The sequence below is a fragment of the uncultured Halopseudomonas sp. genome (assembly GCF_963977355.1).
Taxonomy (GTDB): Bacteria; Pseudomonadota; Gammaproteobacteria; order Pseudomonadales; family Pseudomonadaceae; genus Halopseudomonas.
In genome coordinates, this window is record NZ_CAXBOV010000021.1 from 58,522 (window position 1) to 73,726 (window position 15,205).

Below are 15,205 nucleotides of genomic sequence, written 5' to 3' on the forward strand. Positions count from 1 at the left end.
GATGACTGATTACAAAGCGACGCTGAACCTGCCGGAAACGGCATTTCCGATGAAAGCCGGCCTGCCCAACCGTGAGCCGGAGACGCTCAAGCGCCTCGACGGTATTGATCTTTACGGCAAGATTCGTGAAATAAGCCAGGGCCGGCCGAGCTTTGTGCTGCACGATGGTCCGCCCTATGCCAACGGCGATATTCACATCGGTCACGCGGTCAATAAAATTATCAAGGACATGATCGTCCGCTCCAAGACGCTATCGGGCTTTGACGCACCCTACGTGCCTGGCTGGGACTGCCACGGTCTGCCGATCGAGCACAAGATCGAAGTGACCCATGGCAAGAATCTCGAGCCTGCCAAGACCCGCGAATTAAGCCGCGCATACGCTGCCAAGCAGATCGAAGGCCAGAAGACCGACTTCCAGCGACTGGGTGTGCTCGGTGAGTGGGACAATCCCTACAAGACCATGGATTATGCCAACGAGGCGGGCGAGATTCGCGCGCTAGGCAAAATGGTCGAGAAAGGTTTCGTCTTCAAGGGCCTGAAACCAGTCAACTGGTGTTTTGATTGCGGTTCTGCGTTGGCTGAAGCTGAAGTCGAATATGCCGATAAACAGTCCCCGACTATCGATGTCGGATTTCCCTGCGCTGAACCTGCGAAGTTGGCTGCGGCTTTTGGCCTGCAGGAGCTCACCAAGCCGGTGCAGATGGTCATCTGGACAACCACCCCCTGGACGATCCCGGCTAACCAGGCTTTGAACGTGCACCCGGAATTCAATTATGCCCTGGTCGACGTGGGTGACCGGTTGCTGGTGCTGGCCGAAGAGCTGGTCGAAAGCTGTCTGGCCCGCTATGGGCGCGCGGGTAAAGTGGTCGCCGTGACCACTGGTGACACATTGGAGCTGATCAACTTCAGCCATCCGTTTTACGAGCGTTATTCTCCGGTTTATCTGGCCGATTATGTCGAGCTCGGCGCGGGTACCGGTATTGTTCACTCCGCGCCTGCCTATGGTGTGGACGATTTTCATACCTGCAAGCGTTACGGCATGGTCAACGACGACATTCTCAGCCCAGTGCAGGGCAACGGTGTGTATGTCGAGTCCCTGGAATTCTTCGGCGGGCAGTTTATCTGGAAGGCCAATCCCAACGTGGTTGCCAAGCTGGAGGAAGTCGATTGCCTGCTGGCCCACGAACAGGTCAGCCATAGCTACATGCATTGCTGGCGCCACAAGACGCCGGTGATCTATCGCGCAACGGCGCAATGGTTTGTCGGAATGGATACCGAGCCGAAAGAAGGTGAGAGTCTCCGCAAGCGTGCCCTGGCCGCTATCGAGACAACTGAATTCGTTCCGGCCTGGGGCAAGCAGCGTCTACATAACATGATCGCTGGCCGCCCCGACTGGTGTATTTCGCGCCAGCGGAATTGGGGTGTGCCGATCCCACTCTTTTTGCACAAGGAAACCGGCGATCTGCACCCGCGCACGCTTGAGCTGATAGAGGATGTCGCCAAGCGCGTTGAGCAAGGCGGTATCGAAGCCTGGTTCACCCTGGAGGCGTCGCAATTGCTGGGCGATGAGGCTGATCAATACGATAAGATCAGCGATACGCTGGACGTCTGGTTCGATTCGGGTACTACCCACTGGCACGTGATGCGCGGTTCGCATCCGATGGGTCATGAACAGGGCCCACGGGCCGATCTGTATCTGGAAGGGTCCGACCAGCATCGCGGCTGGTTCCACTCTTCGCTACTGACCGGCGCCGCCATCGACGGACACGCGCCTTACAAGGCGTTGCTCACCCACGGCTTTGTGGTAGACGAGAATGGCCGCAAGATGTCCAAATCGTTGGGCAACGTGGTCGCACCACAGGAAATCAACAACAGCTTGGGTGCTGACATCCTGCGCCTTTGGGTATCTTCGACCGATTATTCCGGCGAGATGGCTGTCTCCAAGGTGATCCTGCAGCGCAGCGCGGATGCTTATCGGCGCATTCGTAATACTGCACGCTTCCTGCTTTCTAACCTGACCGGCTTCGACCCGACCCAGCACTTGCTGGCACCTGAGTTGATGCTGGATCTGGATCGCTGGGCGGTGGATCGTATCCTGCTGCTGCAGCAGGAAATAATGGAAGACTACGATAGCTACAAGTTCCTAAACGTGTACCAGAAAATCCACAACTTCTGCGTGCAGGAATTGGGCGGTTTTTATCTGGATATTATCAAGGACCGTCAGTACACCACCGGGGCTGACAGCACTGCGCGGCGCTCCTGCCAGACGGCGATGTATCACATCGTCGAGGCGCTAACGCGCTGGATCGCACCGATCCTGGCGTTCACAGCTGAAGAACTGTGGGAGCATCTGCCGGGCGAGCATAACGAGTCTGTGATGCTCAATACCTGGTATGAAGAGCTGACCGCTTTGCCCGAGGGTGCTGCATTCGGTCGGGAATTCTGGGAAGAAATCATGGCAGTGAAGGTGGCGGTTAACCGCGAAATGGAGAACCTGCGCAAGGAAAAAGTCATTGGCGGCAGTTTGCAGGCTGAAGTGATCCTGCATGCCGATGCGGCGTTGGCAGGCAAACTCGCGCGCCTGGGCGACGAGTTACGTTTTGTGCTGATTACGTCGCAGGCCGCTATTGCGCCGTTGGAGGCTGCGGGTCCAGAATCTGTTGCGACCGAATTGCCTGGCTTGAAACTGACCATTGTCAAATCCAGCCACACTAAATGCGCCCGTTGTTGGCATCTGCGGCCGGATGTCGGGTCGCATTCAGCACATCCGGAGCTTTGCGGGCGCTGTATAGACAACATTGAAGGTCCGGGTGAGGTGCGCAAGCATGCCTGAATTGCGTCAGGGTGGTCTCCGCTGGCTGTGGATTTCGGTGTTGGTGGTAGCGTTGGATCTGTTGACCAAATGGATCGCGCTGAACCAGTTTCAGTTGCATCAGCAGCTACCGGTTATCGATGGGTTGTTCAGTTTTACACTGGCCTTTAATCCTGGTGCAGCCTTCAGTTTTTTGGCGGGGGCCGGTGGCTGGCAGCGCTGGTTCTTCACTGCGATTGCGGTCGGGGTCAGTGCCATGCTGATTATCTGGATGGCTCGTTTGCCGCGCAGCCGTAAGCTTGAGCCCATCGCGCTGGCGCTGATACTGGGTGGAGCGCTAGGCAATTTATACGACAGGATCATGCATGGCCACGTTGTCGATTTTATTCTGGTGCACTGGCAGCAAAGCTGGTTCTTTCCAGCATTTAATATCGCCGATAGTGCCATCACAGTTGGAGCGGCGCTGTTGATTCTGGACATGTTCATAAGTAAACCTGCAAAGGCAACCCCATGACTGAAACGCGCATCAACCACGACACTCAAGTGACGCTGCATTTCACCCTCAAATTGCCTGGTGGTGAGGTGATCGATACGACCACCGACAAATCACCTGCCACTTTCACGGTGGGCGACGGTAGTCTGCTCCCTGGCTTCGAACAGAGTATTTTCGGTCTCAAGGCTGGGGATCAGCGTAGCTTCCAGGTAGAGCCTGAGCGTGGCTTTGGTCCGGGCAATCCGCAGAATATTCAGAGTGTGTCCCGGGACCAATTTAACGAGATGGAGTTGGAGCCGGGTCTCCTGGTCATTTTCCGCGATGCTGCAGGTGGGGAGATGCCTGGCGTGGTAAAGACCATCCACGATACGACAGTCGATGTTGATTTCAATCATCCGCTGGCGGGCAAGACGATCACTTTCGATGTAGAGATAATCGACGTTAAAGCGGTCTGAGTTAAAGGGCACCACTCCTTTATCCGGCAGTACGTGTGGATCCCCGCCTTCGCGGGGATGACGGTGCGAAGGAGTTGGGGTGACGATCCGAATTAGAGGGGGTGAAGGTTTGAGAGGGCGGGGATGACGGTGTTAGCCGGCCTCGGGCTCTAATTTTAGACACGAAACTTCCCAAAAGCCCCGTCATTCCCGCGCAGGCGGGAATCCATCCTGACTTTTGCGCTCGCACTCATTCCACGGATCAGCTCCCATCGATTCTACGCCGCTTATCATGGATAATAAGTACCATTCCTGCTCCCAACCACCGAGGCTTCCATGCAGATCAAACTGGCCAATCCCCGCGGCTTTTGCGCCGGCGTAGACCGCGCCATCGAGATCGTCAATCGTGCGCTCGAGGTGTTCGGGCCGCCAATCTACGTTCGCCACGAAGTGGTGCACAATAAATTTGTGGTTGAAGACCTACGCAACCGCGGTGCGGTATTCGTTGAAGAGATAGAGCAGGTGCCTGACGATGTTATTGTCATTTTCAGCGCCCATGGTGTTTCCCAGGCCGTGCGTAAAGAGGCAGAAGATCGAGGACTGAAGATCTTCGATGCAACCTGCCCACTGGTGACCAAAGTTCATATGGAGGTGGCGCGTTACAGCCGTGATGGTCGCGAGTGCATTCTGATTGGCCATGCGGGCCATCCTGAAGTTGAAGGGACGATGGGTCAGTACGATGCGCGCAATGGTGGGGCCATCTATCTGGTTGAAGACGAGAAGGATGTCGCGAGGCTGGAAGTGAAAGATCCCCAGCGACTGGCTTTCGTCACTCAGACGACATTGTCCATGGACGATACCGCGCGGGTGATAGATGCGCTCAGGGCGCGCTTCCCGGCTATCGATGGACCGCGCAAGGACGATATTTGCTATGCCACCCAGAATCGCCAGGATGCGGTCAAACAGCTCGCGGCGGCCTGTGATCTGGTTCTGGTGGTGGGTAGCCCGAACAGTTCCAACTCAAATAGACTTCGCGAGCTTTCCGAACGCATGGGTACACCAGCCTATCTGATCGACGGCGCTGAAGAGATCCAGCCTGGTTGGCTGGATGGTGTTAAGCATATCGGTATAACTGCGGGGGCCTCTGCTCCGGATGTACTAGTGCGACAGGTCATTCGACATTTGCACGGATTAGGTGCGACGGGCGAAGAGGAGTTGGCAGGTCAGGAGGAAAATATCGTCTTCAGCATGCCCAAGGAGCTTCGAGTAGTCTCTCTCGATTGATCAGCAGTCAGATTTGGCGGTCCAGAGTCCGGAAATACCTGCGATGCCCTGGGCGCCAGTCTCAAATGCCTGCGCCAGATTTTCAGGCGACAGCCCGCCGAGCAGATAAACGGGAATGTTTGTTTGGGCCACCAACTCTGTTGCCCTTTCCCATCCCAGGTGGGGTGCGCCGGGATGGCTTTGAGTGGGTAAGATCGGGGAGAGGGTGACTAAGTCTACACCAATATCCGCTGCCATCTGGAGCTCTTCCAGGTTGTGGCATGAGGCCGCCAGCAGGCCGTTCCAGGGCTCTCCCTTGCGCCACCCAGCATCATGCAGCTCACGTAACTGCGACGCCTTTATATGCCAGCCAGCGCCATTTCCTGGCGGGGCAGGTCCCTTGAGCAGCCAGATAAAGACACTGCTGAAATGCACCAGTAAGCTATCGGCCAAGTGGCTGTATTCATCAAGACTCAAACCTGTCTGGCGCAGCTGCACCATGCCGATAACTCCCTCGCGAGCAGCCTCGAGCCCCGCCATCAGCTGTGTCATATTCTGATGGTCAGGCGTAATCAGATAGAGCTCTGGAAGCTGCGCAGCGACAACGATGGGCCCGTTGGCACGCGGAAAGTCGTAATCGCTCAGCTCGGCAGGTAAGACCCAGCGAATGGGCTGACCCTCAGCACCATGAGCTTCTCCCTCGAACCCGTCAATCAACCAGACATCCAGGCGCACGGACTTGTCAGGATAGTCATGATTAACGTTTAGCAGAGGTCGTGCAGAAGTTACCTCGATGCCTAGCTCTTCCCTCAGTTCGCGGCGCAATCCCTGCAGGCGTTCTTCTCCCGGATCCAGCTTGCCCCCCGGAAACTCCCAGAGCCCGCCTTGATGGGCGGAGTCGGGTCGTTTTGCAATCAGAATACTGCCTGCGCGGCGGATAACCGCAGCCATGACGTGGATTCGGGATTTGCTCATGAGTTTACTGCTGCGGCAGATCGCCGGAGTACAGATCCTGCTCGATTTCTTCGCCAGGTACCACATGCTCCTCGGCGGCCCAGGCGCCAAGGTCGATCAGCCGGCAGCGAGGGGAGCAAAAGGGCCGATCGGGAAAGGCTTCATCCCAGGTAACGGGAGCGGTGCAGGTGGGGCATTGCAAATTCAGGGTCATATGGTGTCTCCGGAAGCCAGTTTCAGGTACTGCTGATGTAGAGCATCCACCTGCCTGTGGAGCGCTGCCAGATCCTGATCATTGCTGACAATGTCGTGGGCATGTTTCAGGCGCTCTTCCCTGGTTGCCTGTGCTTGCATTATTGACCTGACCTGCTGGTGAGGCACCTTGTCGCGTAACGCGGTCCGCATAAGCTGCGTTTCCTCCGATACATCTACCACCAGTACCCGGTCGGTCATCTTGTGCTGACCAGATTCAACGAGAAGGGGGGAAACAAGCAACGCATAAGGTGATTCAGCAGAGGCGAGGTCAGAGATGATTTCTTCACGAATCAATGGATGCAGCAGAGCTTCCAGCCAGATTCTTTCTTGCGGATCATTAAAGATTTTTTCTCTCAGTGCTGCTCGGTTCAGCTCGCCGTTACTCTGGAGTACCGCGTCACCGAAACGATCAACTATGGCTTGCAGAGCCGGGCGACCCGGTTCGACCACTACGCGAGACTTGATATCAGCATCCACGACGTGGATGCCATGTTTAACCGAAAAGTGCAGCGAAACAGCAGATTTACCACTGCCGATGCCGCCGGTTACACCAATGATCATTTTAGAACCCGGCAATTTGAAGATACTTGCCGGTTATTGTGTCACCCCAGATCAGAGCAATCCACCCGGCAATCGCCAGGTAGGGACCAAAGGGCAGGGGGGTTGCGTTGGACTGGCCACGAGTCTTGAGAATGATGATGCCAAGAATAGCGCCGACCAGCGATGACAGTAGTATGGTCAGCGGCAGGACTTGCCAGCCGCCCCAGGCGCCCAGCATGGCCAGGAGCTTGAAATCTCCGTAGCCCATGCCTTCCTTGCCGGTTACCAGCTTGAACGCCCAGAACACCAGCCAGAGGCTCAGATAACCCATTACTGCACCCCAAAGAGCGGTGTGCAAGTCAGTGAAAAGTCCAAAGCTGTTGGCGATAAGCCCCAACCAGAGTAGCGGCAGGACTATGGCGTCGGGTAACAGCTGGGTATCAGCATCGATCAGGCTTAGACTGATAAGCGCCCAGGTAAGTACCAGCATGCTACCTGCCTGCCAGCCAAACCCGAATTGCCAGGCGACAACCATGGACAGCCCTGCCGTGAGTAACTCGACGGCGGGATATCGCAGACTGATGTGATTTTGACAATGCCCACAACGCCCGCGAAGCAATAAGTAACTGATTACGGGCAGGTTCTGCCAGGCCTTTATTTCGGCATCACAGTGTGGGCAGTGGGAGTGGGGGAGAATGAGGTTGAATGTCGGCCCGGGGGGGGGATCCGTATCCGGCTCGAGCATTTCCCTGCTCTGACGCAGCCAGGCCCGCTCCATCATGATCGGCAGGCGATGAATGACTACGTTCAGAAAACTGCCCACAATCAAACCGAGCAGTCCCGCGAGCAAAATAAAGGCCAGCGTATGGCTGGCCAAGTAATCAATGAGGGTCATAGTTTAAACGACTTGGCCCAGCTGGAAAATGGGCAGATACATCGCGATGATCAAACCGCCAACAAGGACGCCCAGCACCACCATAATCATGGGCTCCATCAGCGTCGTAAGATTGTCCACCGCATTATCTACTTCAGCTTCGTAGTAGTCCGCAACCTTGTCCAACATGCCATCGAGGTTACCCGATTCTTCTCCGATACCTGCCATCTGCACTGCAAGGGACGGGAACACGTTCGTGGTTCGCATGGAGAAATTCAGTTGAGACCCTGCCGAAACGTCTTCCCTGATCTGTATAATAGCGTTGTAGAAGACGACGTTGCCGGCGGCACCGGCCACGGAATCCAGGGCATCCACCAACGGTACGCCTGCAGCGAAGGTGGTGGAGAGTGTTCGAGCATAACGAGCGACCGCTGCTTTGTAGAGAATATCTCCGACAATAGGAGCTTTGAGTAGTAGTCGGTCTTGAGCGTCTCGGAATTTTTTCGATTTCAAGTGTACCTTGGTATAAATGTAACCAAGAATTATGAAACCGAGGAGAATTACAAACCACCAAGACTGCAACCATTCCGACAGGGCAATGACCATTAGCGTGAACGCAGGAAGGTCTGCACCAAAACTGGAAAACACTTCTTTGAACTGAGGCACAACTTTCAATAGCAGGATCGCGGTAACTATAATAGCGACACAGACCACCGCAATAGGGTAGGTCATGGCTTTTTTAATTTTGGCTTTCAGTGCTTCAGTCTTCTCTTTGTAGCTCGCGATCCTGTCCAAAAGTGATTCAAGTCGACCTGACTGCTCACCGGATTCAACCAGGTTGCAGAATAAGTCGTCAAAGTACTTGGGATGTTGGCGCAACGAATCGGCGAGGGTGTTACCTGCAGCTACGTCTACCTTTATCTCGAGTATCAGCTTCTGAAAATTCGGATTCTCAGTACCTTCAGCAATTATGTCGAATGCCTGAATAATAGGTACTCCAGACTTCATCATGGTCGCTAACTGGCGAGTAAAGAACGCTATGTCCAGCGGTTTAATTTTCTTGCCTTTGCGACTGAAAAGGGTCGATTTTTTGTTAACCTTGGTAACAAGTACGCCCTGCTTGCGTAGATTTGCCTTGATCAGAGCGGCATTGGTGCCTTGCATCTCCCCGGAAACCCTGGTCCCCTTGCGGTCCTTGCCTTCCCATTTAAACGTAGATGCCTGAATTTCCTTCGCCGCCGCTTTCCTTTTGGCAGGAGTGGTCTTTCTTTTTATCGCTGTTTGTTGCGCCATGACTTAATCCTTGGTCACACGGTTGACTTCCGCCAGGCTGGTTACGCCCTGCTCTACTTTCATCAAAGCAGATTGACGCAGGTTTCGAAAACCTTCACTTTGGGCGACGTCTGAAATCTCGATGGAGTTGCCATCTTCCATGATAATACGCTGCATGGCTGGCGTGATCTTGACTACCTCGTAAATACCTACACGTCCTTTATAACCATCTTTACAGCTTTCGCAACCCACGGGGCCAAAAATTGTGATTCCGGCATCAATTTTTTCTGCATTGAAACCTTCCTCCAGGAGTACTTCACGAGGTACTTCCATAGGCTTCTTGCATTGTTTACATAAGCGCCTGGCCAGGCGCTGGGCAATGATCAGATTGACCGAAGTAGCAATGTTGAAAGACGGTACGCCCATATTGCGTAAGCGGGTCAATGTTTCAGCTGCGCTGTTGGTATGCAGAGTGGAAAGCACCATGTGACCAGTTTGCGCCGCCTTGATCGCAATTTCTGCAGTCTCCAGATCCCGGATCTCGCCTACCATGATGATATCCGGGTCTTGACGCAGGAATGCACGCAGGGCCTTGGAGAAATCGAGACCTTGTTTGAGATTGACGTTTACCTGGTTGACGCCCTCCAGGTTGATTTCAACCGGGTCCTCTGCAGTCGAGATGTTGCGCTCAACGGTATTCAGTATGTTCAAGCCTGTATAGAGAGATACTGTCTTGCCCGAGCCAGTTGGGCCGGTGACCAATATCATGCCCTGGGGTTTGGCCAAGGCCGTCATGTACATCTCTTTCTGGTCGTCTTCATAACCCAGCGCGTCAATGCCCATCTTGGCACTTTCAGCATCTAGGATACGCAGCACGACTTTCTCCCCCCACAGGGTGGGTAGAGTGTTCACCCGGAAGTCGATCGCTTTGCTCTTGGATATCTTCATCTTAATACGACCGTCCTGCGGCTTTCGCCGCTCGGCCATGTCCATTGCCGACATAACTTTCAATCGGGCGGCAATGCGCACGCCCAATTGAACGGGTGGCTTGGCAACCTCATGCAGGATCCCATCGGTACGGAAACGAACCCGGTAAATTTTTTCGTAAGGTTCGAAGTGCAGGTCAGACGAACCCATGCGTACAGCGTCTAGGAGCATCTTATTAACGAAGCGAACAATAGGCGCATCGTCAGCATCGCTGCCCATGTCCTGTTTGTCCTCGTCTGTAACGCTTTGAACGTCAAGCGCATCGAGGTCCTCATCGGCCATGTCGCCAAGGCCACCAGTAGGGCTGTCGAGAAATTTATCTATGGCAGCATGCAGCTTATCGTCTTCAACTATAACGGCGTCAGTCATCAAGCCTGTGTTGAACTGAATGTCGCTAAGAGCTTGCTGATTAGTGGGATCCGACAGCCCCAAAAACAAGCGAGACCCTCGTCTAAAAAGAGGAATGACGCTGTGTTGGCGAATCAGTTTTTCGCTGACCAGTTCTCTGGGTTGCGCTTCAAGGTCCACGGCGGTGAGGTCGCAATAAGGATAACCAAACTCCTCGGCGCAAAGCATCGCTAAATCTTTTGCATTGGCTAGCTTGTGCTGTACCAAGTAGGTGATAAAAGGGATTTTTTCCTGTGAGGCCTGCTTGCTGGCCTTGCTGGCAGCCTGGGCATCCAGTAGCTGATCCTGGACGATACGCCGGGCTAGGCCGGAGAGAGCTGGAGTTTCCATAGGCAGGAGCTGTCTCAATCTGTTTCAGTTGGCTATTCTATTTCGACTATAGTACAGCAGTGCTCGACGGGACGCATAACAGGAAAAGAAAGTTCCGCAAAGGTGACAAAAAACGTCACTGTGTGACGAACATGGTGCAGATTTTTGGGTAACAATAAGTATCCTTTTCTGTTTGGATGCCGCCAGACGGAGCTCAGGGGATGTTGGCACGGGTTATGCTCTGTTATTAATAGCCTTCAGGCTAAATCACACATTGGAGTAGGCTATGAAAAAAGTTCAAAAAGGTTTTACGTTGATCGAACTGATGATCGTTGTTGCTATCATTGGTATTTTGGCTGCGATCGCCTTGCCGGCGTATCAGGATTACACCGCGCGTGCCCAAGCGACTGAAGCATTGACTTCAACCGCGGGTGTTCGTGCTGATGTTGGTGTAGACACGGCTGAAGCCGGTGGTAACGTAGCATTTGCAAGCCCCGCCACTATCGCTTCTGCACTCTTGCTGGACGGTAAATATTATGCTCCAGGTGGTGCCAGCGTTTCGGCTGCTGGTCAGATTGCGGTCGCTTACACTGCCGGTGCTCTTAACGGTCAGACTATAACGATTACTCCTACTGTCGCTAACGGTCAGATTACTGGGTGGACTTGTGCCGGCCTTATCAAGCCCAGCCACATTCCTTCTGGTTGCCGTTAATAGTCGGGAAGGAACTTCTGCCGGTATAAAATCTATTTGACTTATCCTGGTAAGGTTTCAAGCTCTCTAGACAAGCCTCGGGCAGCCGGGGTTTGTTGTTTACGGAGCGAATCATACCTCATAGAAAATCCCTCATATTCTCCATTTTCTTGTGCTGCTCCACAGGCCACATCAAGCATGATTGGGCAAGACGTCTTGCTTTTTTGTTCTTAGCCTGATCTTTTGATCCCAGCCTCGATCTATGCTCTTTGAAAAATCCCCACTTCGTTCGGAGATTTTTATTGGTGGCCCAAACAGGTCGCGCTCGCCCTAAGAGTCAAGCCGTTCACTTGAATTACATCAATGTCCTCGCATCATTTTGCCCCTCTACTTGGAAAATTAGAGCAATTACTCTATATTCTTTTCTCCAATAAAAATAATGAGGTGTCTGCTATGTCGTCTTCTTTATCCCCATCTGCAGTTGCTGTTCTCGGCCTTGCAGCCTGGATGCTGGTGTTGTTGTTCGTGATGGTCAATCAACGCGGGCTATTGGTGCTATCGGGAAAGATGAAGGTCAACGCATTTGCTCCAGACGGTAGCAACACACCTGATGGTTTTGGTCGTCGTCTCGTGCGAGCGCATGCCAATTGTGTTGAAAATCTACCCTTGATGCTGGCAGTGCTTCTCTATGCGCTTGCTACAGGTAACAGCGCGGTGACCGATGGTCTTGCTCTGCTGCTGTTGGCTGCCCGGGTTTTTCAATCTGTGATGCATCTGATCAGTACTGCTCAGATTTTTGTCTGGTTACGCTTCGCAGGGTTCTTGGTCCAGCTGCTGATTGTTGCTTGGTGGTTGTTGCGGCTATCTGGGTTGATTGGCTGATCTGCTCTGGGAGGAGGGCATGGAGGGCCTCCTCCTGTTGGCTACCAGGAGCCGTAAGGAATGCCGTATTGGTTGATGTAGGCTTTTGACTCAGGCGCTAGGGGCAAAGCATAGCGACCGTCGTTTTGACCTGATGACGGTCCTTCTTTCACTATCTCTCCTTCAACTCTTGCAACTTCTATAGGGGGAACACAAGGGCCCATTATCCATGCTTTGGCGATACCTCCCGGAGCTAAGCCGATTGTCAGTGATTTACGGTAGTCCGTTCTTGGTTTTCCTCCAGCGCTGCAGCGTACCTGCCAAGGCTTAATCATTTCCTGACGTATTTCTTCATCTATGGGAATGTAGACTTCATAGGTCTGAGGCTCCGCCAAGGACTGCCAGCGTACATAAATAAGCCTAGGTAAATCGGCACCAGTTACGTGCTTGCCTTTTCCTCCCCCTGGATGCTTAGGCCAGCCAGTGGGATTCCCTTTGCTGTCTGGTGGGTTCGTGACGGAAGACGTCCCACTCATCGCGCGTTTGTAGATGCGATTGCGGACATCCACAGCATCTGCAGTCTCGATCCATACTTCCATGTAACTAGGTGCTAGAAAACCAAGCCGCCAAGCGTCGTAGGGCAGCGGTTTGCCGATGCCATGCGTACAGCCGCTAAGTGCAACAATAATCAGCAAAAGCCAGACACAAGGTTGTTTATTCATTGAGATGGACCCTGCGTGTGTTGTTTTCGCCAGGACGGTTAACGGAAAAAATAGGTAAACCATGCTTGGTTGTCCCTATGTTTGTGTTCCAGTGAGCGGATTGGTGGATGTAACGACGGTAAAGCAAAGCGCTCTCGGGCTGTGTCAGAGCCGGCTGGGCTAACGCTCCCAAGGCGTAGTCTTGAAGCTTGACGGCTATATTGAGTAGCTCATCGGGTATAGACAGCTCGGGTAAATCTGGGATGTCTTTAAATGGTACTTCTTCTCTGGCAGCCAATTCGCGCATAATCCGCATGTATATCAGCGATAGCTCACCCCGTACTTCGCGGTCGCTTTCAAGCGCACAGTAAACGTATTTTTCCGGATGGGAGTCTCGTTTCCGGACAAAATCAATGTCTGCGTCCCAGCTAACGATTTCAGGTTCTAAACCTCGGCGCTGCAGGTCGGTTTGACGGTGCTTGAGCTCCTCCAGGGTAGCCATCCATGCCCCAGTGCGTTCATTAGGCTGATGTCTTGGAACCTGGCTGCGACGTGGGCGACTCAACAGTATCTTCTCGCGGCTACTCGGTAGATAACCGCCACCCACATCTGAATGAGCGCCTGGCACGACGATGTCAGCTTGACCCGCGCTGTTAAGAGCGAAGTTGTGACGGTATTCATCGGCAGCGACGAGCTGGACGATCCTGCGTGCAGCGTCGGAATTAATACTTAGCTCCAAACCATGATTATCTTGGTTTGCGGGGCTCAGGTCTCCTCTTAGGGGTGTAGCAATACCTGCAACTGTATCAAACAGACCAATAAAACCGAGGCTTACATCCTGCTTTGAGCGCCAAGTGAAGGTACTAGCGAACATGCTTGTCTCAGTTTGCATGTGTTCCGCCAGCAAACTGTTTTCGCCTTTTAGCAGGTTGTTGGCAAAATGTCGTGCAGACGCAGCTCCGCGGCTAAACCCGAATACATCCAGCTCTAGATGTTTGATGAGAATCCCGGGATTGGATTGTCGAAAATAGCTGATTTTCTCCATTATGGCGTCAGGGGCTTGCTCCACCCTTGCCAGCGCACCTGTATCGCCAAGACCGGTTGCCTGGCTGTATAGAGAGTCTTGAGATCCGCTCTTCGTGCCTGAGCCTTCCAGATACACTGCCAAGGATGCTTTCGTCTCATCCTCAGAAAGGTTCACGCCAGCCTGGTCGATATACAGATCAAACAACCTCGCCACATTCGTCACATCGTTCCCATAGCTGCTATTCGGTGCGATTCCGCTTTCGTCATAGCCATGTTGGGCACAATGTTCGCGAATATCTTCAGCCAGATCCTCCAGCCCGATATCCTGCGCACGGCATTCGGCTACGCTACGACTGTTCGCCACGTTATTCCCGGTACCATCAAAGAAGACTCCGATTCGGAGAGTAATAATCTGCTGAAGGGGTAGTTCTGTTTCAAGCTCCTCTTCTTCCTCCTCAATATCCTCCTCGACTTCTGCAGGGAGGGTAGTGACGGCAGGCAGTGGTTGCAGCGCCATGGCGTCTAACAGATTGCCGGCGATAGCCTGATCCGCCTCGAGCAGGACCCCTGGCAGTTGAGCGTTAGCGCGGCTTACTCTGCAGGGACTACCGCCTGCGTTAACTTTAATGCTAGGCCCAGCCAGCGTCACACCGCTGGGGTCCAGCTTCAAGAACGAGCCACCCCCCTTGGCCGTCAGTTCCATGCCGGCATCAATTACAATCTTGTCGCCGGCGTAGTAGTGGATTTCATTCCCCGCCTCAATGAACTGCCCCGTGCCCAGCTTGACGTGCTGACTGGTGCCCACCGTCAGGTGATCATTTGCCTTGATTTCGGTCTTGCGGTCGCTGTGGGTGCTGTGGTGCTCTTCGGACATGAATTCGGTGTAGCTATTGGCCTCTACACGATCATGTCGTTCGTTGCCGACGCGGATTTTCTGGTCGTGCTCGATGTTTTCGTCCCAGTCGCGCTGGGCGTGGATGTAGATCTGTTCCTGATCCTTCTTGTCTTCGATGCGCAGCTCGTTATAGCCACCGCCGCCGGGTGAACTGAGGGTCTTAAAGACGCTGCGGGTCTTGTGGGCGGGCAGTTCGTAGGGTACCGGGTGAGTCTTGTGGTACAGACAACCGGTGACCAGGGGTTGGTCTGGGTCGCCTTCGAGGAAGCTGACCAGCACTTCCATGCCAATCCGGGGTATAGCGACGCCACCGTATTGGTTGCCTGCCCAGTCTGAAGCTACGCGCAGCCAACAACTGGTGCGTTCATTGCCCTGGCCTTCACGATCCCAGTGGAACTGAACCTTGATTCTTCCATATTGATCGCAGTGG

14 protein-coding genes are annotated in these 15,205 nt (G+C 53.7%); 6 read left to right on the forward strand and 8 right to left on the reverse strand.

The features are described 5' to 3' along the window. Nucleotide 1: 1 nt before the first annotated feature. From ileS to ispH, 4 genes are all read left to right on the forward strand, one after another. Nucleotides 2-2,833 carry an isoleucine--tRNA ligase gene (ileS, locus tag AAC076_RS12650; RefSeq protein ID WP_339846183.1) on the forward strand — a complete coding sequence of 944 codons (2,832 nt, stop codon included), beginning with the start codon at nucleotides 2-4 and terminating at the stop codon, nucleotides 2,831-2,833. Then, the gene (gene lspA, locus AAC076_RS12655; RefSeq protein WP_339846185.1) at nucleotides 2,826-3,326 is read left to right on the forward strand and encodes a signal peptidase II; all 501 of its coding nucleotides are present in this window, start codon (nucleotides 2,826-2,828) and stop codon (nucleotides 3,324-3,326) included. The genes ileS and lspA overlap by 8 nt, the downstream gene beginning before the upstream one ends. Further along, nucleotides 3,323-3,760: an FKBP-type peptidyl-prolyl cis-trans isomerase gene (gene fkpB / locus AAC076_RS12660; protein WP_339846188.1), complete on the forward strand. Its 438-nt coding sequence runs from the start codon at nucleotides 3,323-3,325 to the stop codon at nucleotides 3,758-3,760. Before lspA ends, fkpB begins: the two co-directional genes overlap by 4 nt. Before the next feature lie 315 nt (nucleotides 3,761-4,075). After that, nucleotides 4,076-5,023, forward strand: a complete 948-nt coding sequence (gene ispH / locus AAC076_RS12665) for a 4-hydroxy-3-methylbut-2-enyl diphosphate reductase (RefSeq protein ID WP_339846191.1) — start codon at nucleotides 4,076-4,078, stop codon at nucleotides 5,021-5,023. Here the strand turns inward: ispH and AAC076_RS12670 are convergent, their stop codons facing one another. Genes AAC076_RS12670 through pilB form a run of 6 tightly spaced genes read right to left on the reverse strand, consistent with a single transcriptional unit; the run spans nucleotide 5,024 to nucleotide 10,622 of the window. After that, on the reverse strand, nucleotides 5,024-5,977 hold the full coding sequence (locus AAC076_RS12670) for a Nudix family hydrolase (RefSeq protein WP_339846193.1): 954 nt from the start codon (nucleotides 5,975-5,977) through the stop codon (nucleotides 5,024-5,026). Nucleotides 5,978-5,981: 4 nt separating this feature from the next. Next, nucleotides 5,982-6,170 carry a DNA gyrase inhibitor YacG gene (gene yacG / locus AAC076_RS12675; RefSeq protein WP_339846195.1) on the reverse strand — a complete coding sequence of 63 codons (189 nt, stop codon included), beginning with the start codon at nucleotides 6,168-6,170 and terminating at the stop codon, nucleotides 5,982-5,984. Then, nucleotides 6,167-6,772, reverse strand: a complete 606-nt coding sequence (gene coaE, locus AAC076_RS12680; protein ID WP_339846198.1) for a dephospho-CoA kinase — start codon at nucleotides 6,770-6,772, stop codon at nucleotides 6,167-6,169. The genes yacG and coaE overlap by 4 nt, the downstream gene beginning before the upstream one ends. Nucleotide 6,773: 1 nt before the next feature. After that, on the reverse strand, nucleotides 6,774-7,646 hold the full coding sequence (locus AAC076_RS12685; RefSeq protein ID WP_339846199.1) for an A24 family peptidase: 873 nt from the start codon (nucleotides 7,644-7,646) through the stop codon (nucleotides 6,774-6,776). Nucleotides 7,647-7,649: 3 nt separating this feature from the next. Then, nucleotides 7,650-8,918, reverse strand: a complete 1,269-nt coding sequence (locus tag AAC076_RS12690) for a type II secretion system F family protein (protein WP_339846200.1) — start codon at nucleotides 8,916-8,918, stop codon at nucleotides 7,650-7,652. Nucleotides 8,919-8,921: 3 nt separating this feature from the next. Continuing rightward, nucleotides 8,922-10,622: a type IV-A pilus assembly ATPase PilB gene (pilB, locus tag AAC076_RS12695; protein WP_339846202.1), complete on the reverse strand. Its 1,701-nt coding sequence runs from the start codon at nucleotides 10,620-10,622 to the stop codon at nucleotides 8,922-8,924. Nucleotides 10,623-10,887: 265 nt separating this feature from the next. On the opposite strand from pilB, the gene AAC076_RS12700 reads away from it, so the two are divergent. Together AAC076_RS12700 and AAC076_RS12705 are read left to right on the forward strand one after the other, a co-directional pair. Continuing rightward, the gene (locus tag AAC076_RS12700) at nucleotides 10,888-11,313 is read left to right on the forward strand and encodes a pilin (protein WP_339846205.1); all 426 of its coding nucleotides are present in this window, start codon (nucleotides 10,888-10,890) and stop codon (nucleotides 11,311-11,313) included. 432 nt (nucleotides 11,314-11,745) lie between these two features. Next, nucleotides 11,746-12,174, forward strand: coding sequence for an MAPEG family protein (locus AAC076_RS12705; protein ID WP_339846221.1), 429 nt, complete (start codon nucleotides 11,746-11,748; stop codon nucleotides 12,172-12,174). 41 nt (nucleotides 12,175-12,215) lie between these two features. Here the strand turns inward: AAC076_RS12705 and AAC076_RS12710 are convergent, their stop codons facing one another. Beyond that, nucleotides 12,216-12,875 (reverse strand): DUF2931 family protein, encoded by a 660-nt coding sequence (locus tag AAC076_RS12710; RefSeq protein ID WP_339846207.1) that lies wholly within the window; start codon nucleotides 12,873-12,875, stop codon nucleotides 12,216-12,218. Continuing rightward, nucleotides 12,868-15,205: type VI secretion system tip protein TssI/VgrG (gene tssI, locus AAC076_RS12715; protein WP_339846209.1), on the reverse strand; the 2,338-nt coding region annotated here is incomplete at its 5' end. The genes tssI and AAC076_RS12710, both read right to left, overlap by 8 nt.

Bases quoted from the DNA above. Each gene is read 5' to 3' on its own strand.
- ileS (WP_339846183.1), top strand. From the start codon at position 2: ATGACTGATTACAAAGCGACGCTGAACCTGCCGGAAACGGCATTTCCG.
- lspA (WP_339846185.1), top strand. From the start codon at position 2,826: ATGCCTGAATTGCGTCAGGGTGGTCTCCGCTGGCTGTGGATTTCGGTG.
- fkpB (WP_339846188.1), top strand. From the start codon at position 3,323: ATGACTGAAACGCGCATCAACCACGACACTCAAGTGACGCTGCATTTC.
- ispH (WP_339846191.1), top strand. From the start codon at position 4,076: ATGCAGATCAAACTGGCCAATCCCCGCGGCTTTTGCGCCGGCGTAGAC.
- AAC076_RS12670 (WP_339846193.1), bottom strand. From the start codon at position 5,977: ATGAGCAAATCCCGAATCCACGTCATGGCTGCGGTTATCCGCCGCGCA.
- yacG (WP_339846195.1), bottom strand. From the start codon at position 6,170: ATGACCCTGAATTTGCAATGCCCCACCTGCACCGCTCCCGTTACCTGG.
- coaE (WP_339846198.1), bottom strand. From the start codon at position 6,772: ATGATCATTGGTGTAACCGGCGGCATCGGCAGTGGTAAATCTGCTGTT.
- AAC076_RS12685 (WP_339846199.1), bottom strand. From the start codon at position 7,646: ATGACCCTCATTGATTACTTGGCCAGCCATACGCTGGCCTTTATTTTG.
- AAC076_RS12690 (WP_339846200.1), bottom strand. From the start codon at position 8,918: ATGGCGCAACAAACAGCGATAAAAAGAAAGACCACTCCTGCCAAAAGG.
- pilB (WP_339846202.1), bottom strand. From the start codon at position 10,622: ATGGAAACTCCAGCTCTCTCCGGCCTAGCCCGGCGTATCGTCCAGGAT.
- AAC076_RS12700 (WP_339846205.1), top strand. From the start codon at position 10,888: ATGAAAAAAGTTCAAAAAGGTTTTACGTTGATCGAACTGATGATCGTT.
- AAC076_RS12705 (WP_339846221.1), top strand. From the start codon at position 11,746: ATGTCGTCTTCTTTATCCCCATCTGCAGTTGCTGTTCTCGGCCTTGCA.
- AAC076_RS12710 (WP_339846207.1), bottom strand. From the start codon at position 12,875: ATGAATAAACAACCTTGTGTCTGGCTTTTGCTGATTATTGTTGCACTT.